This window comes from Xanthomonas sp. D-99 (genome assembly GCF_017746145.1).
Classification (GTDB): Bacteria; Pseudomonadota; Gammaproteobacteria; order Xanthomonadales; family Xanthomonadaceae; genus Xanthomonas; species Xanthomonas cissicola.
The window spans coordinates 2,925-7,718 of record NZ_JAGHWU010000088.1; the positions used below are offsets into that span (position 1 = coordinate 2,925).

The window sequence follows — 4,794 nt, forward strand, 5'->3', positions numbered from 1 at the left end:
CAAGGCTGGTACACGCCCAATCCCTGGATCGGCGGCGGTTTGATGCTGGTGCTGCTGGGGCGCCTGGCCTGGCGCTGGGCCGATGGCGCATTCACTGCCGGTGCGGCGGCGGCCGGTTCGCAGGCCAGCCCGCTGACCCTGGGGATTGCCGCGGCACTGGTGCTGTATTCGCTGGTGCACGTGGGCGGGTTGTGGTGGCGGCTGCGCCAGCTGCGCCTTCAAGCAAACTTGGCAAGGCCGGCGCTCTAGGCGCCGCCACCCGCCCTGCGCGTTCACACCTGCGAGCGGAACGGAAACACCAGCTTCTCGCCAAGCTTCTGCCGCAACGGCCGCGCGCGCCAGCGCTCCAGCGAATATTGCTCGGCACGTTGCAGATCGCGCTCGAACACCTCGGTCATGCGTGCAGCCAGCGTGCGGTCGTAGACATTCAGGCTGGCCTCGTCGTTGAGGCGGAACGAGCGGATGTCGAAATTGGTGGAGCCCACCGAGACCAACAGGCCGTCGATGATCAGCAGTTTGGTATGCAGCATGGTGGGCTGGTATTCGTGGATCTCGATGCCGGCCTGCAGCAACGGCTCCCAGCTGGCCTTGGAAGCCAACCGGACCGAGACTGCATCGATATGCTTGCCGGGCAGCAGCACGCGAATGTGCACGCCGCGCGTGCGTGCTTCGAGCAGCGAGCGGGTGATCAAGGCATCGGGTACGAAATACGCCGCAGCCAGGTCGATGGTGTGGCGTGCGGCGGCGATGGCGATCAGATACATCAGGTGCATGCTTTCGCTGCCGCCGGCCGGCGAGGCCACGAACAACTGCGCATCGCTGTCGCCGGCAGACTCCAGCGCCGGGTAATATTGCGCGCCGTTGACCACACGGCCGGTGGTCTTGATCCAGTTGTCGTTGAAGGCGGTCTGCACCTGCGCCACCACCGGGCCCTCGATGCGGTAGTGGGTGTCGCGCCAATGGTCCGGGTCCTGCGCGTCGCCCATCCATTGGTCGGCCACGCCGACCCCACCGGTGAAGCCGATGCGGCCATCGATCACCAGCAACTTGCGGTGGGTGCGGTTGTTGATGCGGTGCAGGTTGTACCAGGCCAGGGGGCGGTAGCGATGCACCTCCACGCCGGCCTCGGTCATGGTCTCCACCAGCGCATGGTCCATCTTCAGGCTGCCGCCCCAGTCGATGGTGACCCGCACGGCCACCCCGGCACGCGCGCGCTCGGACAAGGCGTCGCTGAACTCGCGGCCGATCTCGCCCGACCAATAAATATAGGTCTCGAAGGTGATGGTGTGCTGCGCGCTGCGGATCGCGTCCAGCATGGCTGGAAAGATCTCGCGGCCGTTATTGAGCACGTCGATCCTGTTGCCGGGCAGGATGGCCGGCCCCAGCAACACCGACATCTCGCGCTTAAATTGCGGATCGGCGACGTCGTACAGGTGTTTGGGGATGTGCTCGAGCTTTTTCTCCGGCGTGGCGAAGTTGAGCAGCAGCAGCCCCACCAGCAAGGTGACCGCCACGGCGGCCACGATGATCCATGTCATGCATCCCACTCCGATGTCCCGCCACTGCGGGCGCAAGCGGCCGGCATTTTGGCAAGGCCGGTGGCATGGGGTTTGTGAAGGGGCTGCAGCAGGTGGGATGCACGCGATGTGCTGCCTGCCTCACTCCACCAGATGCAGGTAGTTCGGTGGTACATGCAACGTCAGCCAGATGCCGTTGTCGGCCTGGTGAAAAAACATCGCCGTCCTCGTGCATCTGCAGGCTGTGCACGCGTAGCACGCCAGGTGCGCCGTGCCGTGCGCCGATCGTGGCGGCGGTCTGCGGATCAGCGGACAGATGCACATGATAGCGTTGCCCGGGCTGCAGACCTTGGACAAGGATCGCTTCGAGAAAGCCGGTCGCGGTGCCGGGGTACGGCATCGACGGTGGCATGCGCGCCACATGCGCCAGAGCGACGGTCGCTGTGGAGTGGCCTTGGACTGCGCGGATTTGCCGACCATCGGCAGACAGCGCAATGCGCTGCTTGTCGTTGCTGGAGACCACTGCACGGATCAGGTCTGCGTCACGCGCCCTTCCAGCGGCAGCGGCGGCAGCGATCAGGGCATCGATGTCGGCCCATCCTTCGCGATCCAGCGTCAGCCCGATGGACTGCGGCGCATGCCGAAGGACATCGGAGGAACTTGCTGGTCTCGGTGTGCAGCGAGCGCATGTGCGGTGTTGGGGGCGTGGCGCGTGGCGCGTGGATGCGACTCTAGTGCCGCGTGCTGCGGCAGACCCGACGCATTGCACGATGCGGCATGCAGCGCGTGTCTGCATGCGGCGTCGCGCAGGCGCACATCCACATCCACTTCTGCGTCTGCCGCATCACGGTGGCGGGCTGTCGGTCGACATGGCAATGCCGCGTTGCGCCTCGAGTTCGGCCAGGCGGGCGCCCAGGGCCTGCCGGATGGAATGGTAGGCGCTGGCACCCATCACCAGCCGCCGCGGTGGCGGGGCGTGTTCGGTGCTGGCGATCATCGCGTCCACCATGCGTTGCGGGTCGCCAGCGATGACCCAGCTGCCATCGTCCAGTGCGCGGCTGAGCGCTCCGACCGGCGTGTCGGCGTAGTCGGCAGGAATGTGGGTGCGTACCAACGCGGCGCCGAAATTGGTGCGGGCCGGGCCAGGCTCGGCCAGGGTGAAGTGGATGCCGAAGCCGGCCACTTCCTGCTGCACGGCTTCGACGAAGCCTTCGATGCCCCACTTGCTGGCGTGGTACAGGCTGAAGCCGGGATAGGCGATCTGCCCACCTTCCGATGACACCTGCACCACGTGCCCGCCGCCCTGCTGGCGCAGCCCCGGCAACACGGCCTGGATCAGTGCGATGGAGCCGATGAGGTTGGTGTCGATGACCGCGCGGACCTGCGCTTCGGTGGCGGCCTCGGCCGCGCCCAGCGTGCCGTAGCCGGCGTTGCTGACCACCACATCGATGCGACCCAGCGCTGCGAATGCCTGTGCCACCGCTGCGTGCACGGCTGCAGTCTCGCGCACGTCCAGCTGCAGCACCGTCGCTGCATCGCCATACCGGGCCTGCAGATCGGCCAGCGCGTGTGGTTTGCGGACGGTGGCGACGATCCGATCGCCGCGCGCCAGCACGGTCTCCGCCAGGAGGCGGCCGAAGCCGGACGATGCGCCTGTGATGAGCCAGGTCTTGGACATGGGAGTGGCCTTGTTCGCTGGAGAAGGCTTCACTCTAGGAAACGGGTATTGCTGGGTCTATGCCATAAAATTCGAATGACTTGATGCGGTTTTACCACCAATGTCCAAGCCCAGCTTCAACGATCTGGTCGCCTTCACTGCGGTCGCCACGCACCGCAGCTTTCGGCGCGCCGCCGCTGAGGTGGGCTTGGCGCCGTCTTCGCTCAGCCATGTGATCAGCGCGCTGGAGCGCAATCTCGGCGTGCGGCTGCTGCACCGAACCACCCGTAGCGTGTCGCTGACCGAAGCCGGCGAACGCCTGTACGCAAGGCTGGTACCGGCGCTGCAGGAGGTGGACCACGCGTTGCTGGCGCTGGACGATTTCCGTGGCGGGCCCACCGGCACGGTGCGCATCAACGCACCGGAAGTGGTGGTGCAGGTATTGCTGCAGCAGGTGGTGCCGCACGTGCTGGCGCGCCACCCGGCGCTATCGGTGGATCTGGTGAGCGAAGGCCGGCTGGTGGATATCGTGGCTGCAGGATGCGATGCCGGCATTCGCTTCAGCGAGTCGGTGCCGCAGGACATGGTGGCGCTCGCGCTGGCGCCCGTTGCCGAAGAACCCGCGCCGCTGGTGCCGGACGACCTGCATGCAGCGTTGGCCGCGCAGCCGACCGCGTGTGCGACCTGGGACGACGTCACCGCCGTGGCGCGGCGCGAGTGGATCTTCTGGGTGGTGTCCGGCAAAAAGGCCCAAACGCGGAGCAAGCGCATCGCCACCGCATGCGCCATGCTGGCCTCGGGCAAGCGGCGTGCGTGCTGTTTCGATCGCTTGGGCAAGGACCGCCACGCGCTGGCGGCACCCACGCCAAAAGCGGGCTGAAGCAGGCGGCCCGGTGCGCGAGTTGCCGCCATCTATAAGCCAAAATGCTTACATGCGTCACACAAGCGCGCACCTATACTCCGGGGCTGTCCCACCGAAGAGGTTCTGACCGCATGAGCGCACCCCCATCGTCTCCGATCGCTGCCGGTTCTGGCACAGCTGCCGGTAGCCTTCGCCGCTCGGTGTCCAACACGCTCAAGGGCTCGGCCGGCAACCTCGTCGAGTGGTACGACGTCTACGTCTATTCGGTGTTCGCCACCTACTTCGAGTCGCAGTTCTTCTCCAAGGAAGACAAGAACGCCACCATGTTCGTGTGGGCGATCTTCGCGATGACGTTCCTGATGCGCCCGATCGGCGCGTGGTATTTCGGTCGCTTCGCAGACCGTTATGGCCGCCGTCTGGCGCTGACCATTTCGGTGTCGGTGATGGCGCTGTGCTCGTTCGTCATTGCAATCACGCCCACGGTGGCCACGATCGGCATCGCTGCGCCGATCATCTTGCTGGTGGCACGCCTGCTGCAGGGCTTTGCGACCGGTGGCGAATACGGCACCAGCGCCACGTACATGTCCGAAGCGGCGATTCCGGGCCGGCGCGGCTTCTTGTCCTCGTTCCATTACGTGACGCTGGTGGGCGGGCACGTACTGGCGCAGACCACATTGCTGATCATGTTGCATTTCTTCGATGCGTCGCAGGTCTCCGAATGGGGCTGGCGCGTGGCGTTCGGGCTGGGCGGCATCGGC

The 4,794-nt window shown here is 66.0% G+C and carries 4 protein-coding genes and 3 pseudogenes; 4 read left to right on the forward strand and 3 right to left on the reverse strand.

Annotated elements, in window-relative coordinates; translation table 11 throughout:
• Positions 1-249: pseudogene (locus J7360_RS19955) on the forward strand (hypothetical protein); the annotation flags it as partial.
• 23 nt (positions 250-272) lie between these two features.
• On the opposite strand, the gene J7360_RS19960 reads toward J7360_RS19955, so the two are convergent.
• The 3 genes and pseudogenes from J7360_RS19960 to J7360_RS19970 form a co-directional block, all read right to left on the reverse strand.
• Positions 273-1,538 carry a phospholipase D-like domain-containing protein gene (locus tag J7360_RS19960; RefSeq protein ID WP_007964982.1) on the reverse strand — a complete coding sequence of 422 codons (1,266 nt, stop codon included), beginning with the start codon at positions 1,536-1,538 and terminating at the stop codon, positions 273-275.
• A 120-nt stretch (positions 1,539-1,658) separates the two neighbouring features.
• Positions 1,659-2,206 (reverse strand): annotated as a pseudogene (locus tag J7360_RS19965) (RNA 2'-phosphotransferase).
• A gap of 155 nt (positions 2,207-2,361) precedes the next feature.
• On the reverse strand, positions 2,362-3,195 hold the full coding sequence (locus J7360_RS19970; protein WP_057663958.1) for an SDR family oxidoreductase: 834 nt from the start codon (positions 3,193-3,195) through the stop codon (positions 2,362-2,364).
• Between the two features lie 100 nt (positions 3,196-3,295).
• On the opposite strand from J7360_RS19970, the pseudogene J7360_RS21500 reads away from it, so the two are divergent.
• From J7360_RS21500 to J7360_RS19985, 3 genes and pseudogenes are all read left to right on the forward strand, one after another.
• Positions 3,296-3,478, forward strand: a pseudogene (locus J7360_RS21500) (LysR family transcriptional regulator); the annotation flags it as partial.
• Between the two features lie 48 nt (positions 3,479-3,526).
• Positions 3,527-4,054: a YdeI/OmpD-associated family protein gene (locus tag J7360_RS19980; RefSeq protein WP_343237361.1), complete on the forward strand. Its 528-nt coding sequence runs from the start codon at positions 3,527-3,529 to the stop codon at positions 4,052-4,054.
• 113 nt (positions 4,055-4,167) lie between these two features.
• Positions 4,168-4,794: MFS transporter (locus J7360_RS19985; protein WP_209034616.1), on the forward strand; the 627-nt coding region annotated here is incomplete at its 3' end.

Excerpts from the sequence above, each read along its gene's own strand:
- J7360_RS19960 (WP_007964982.1), bottom strand. The coding sequence starts at position 1,538 with ATGACATGGATCATCGTGGCCGCCGTGGCGGTCACCTTGCTGGTGGGG.
- J7360_RS19970 (WP_057663958.1), bottom strand. The coding sequence starts at position 3,195 with ATGTCCAAGACCTGGCTCATCACAGGCGCATCGTCCGGCTTCGGCCGC.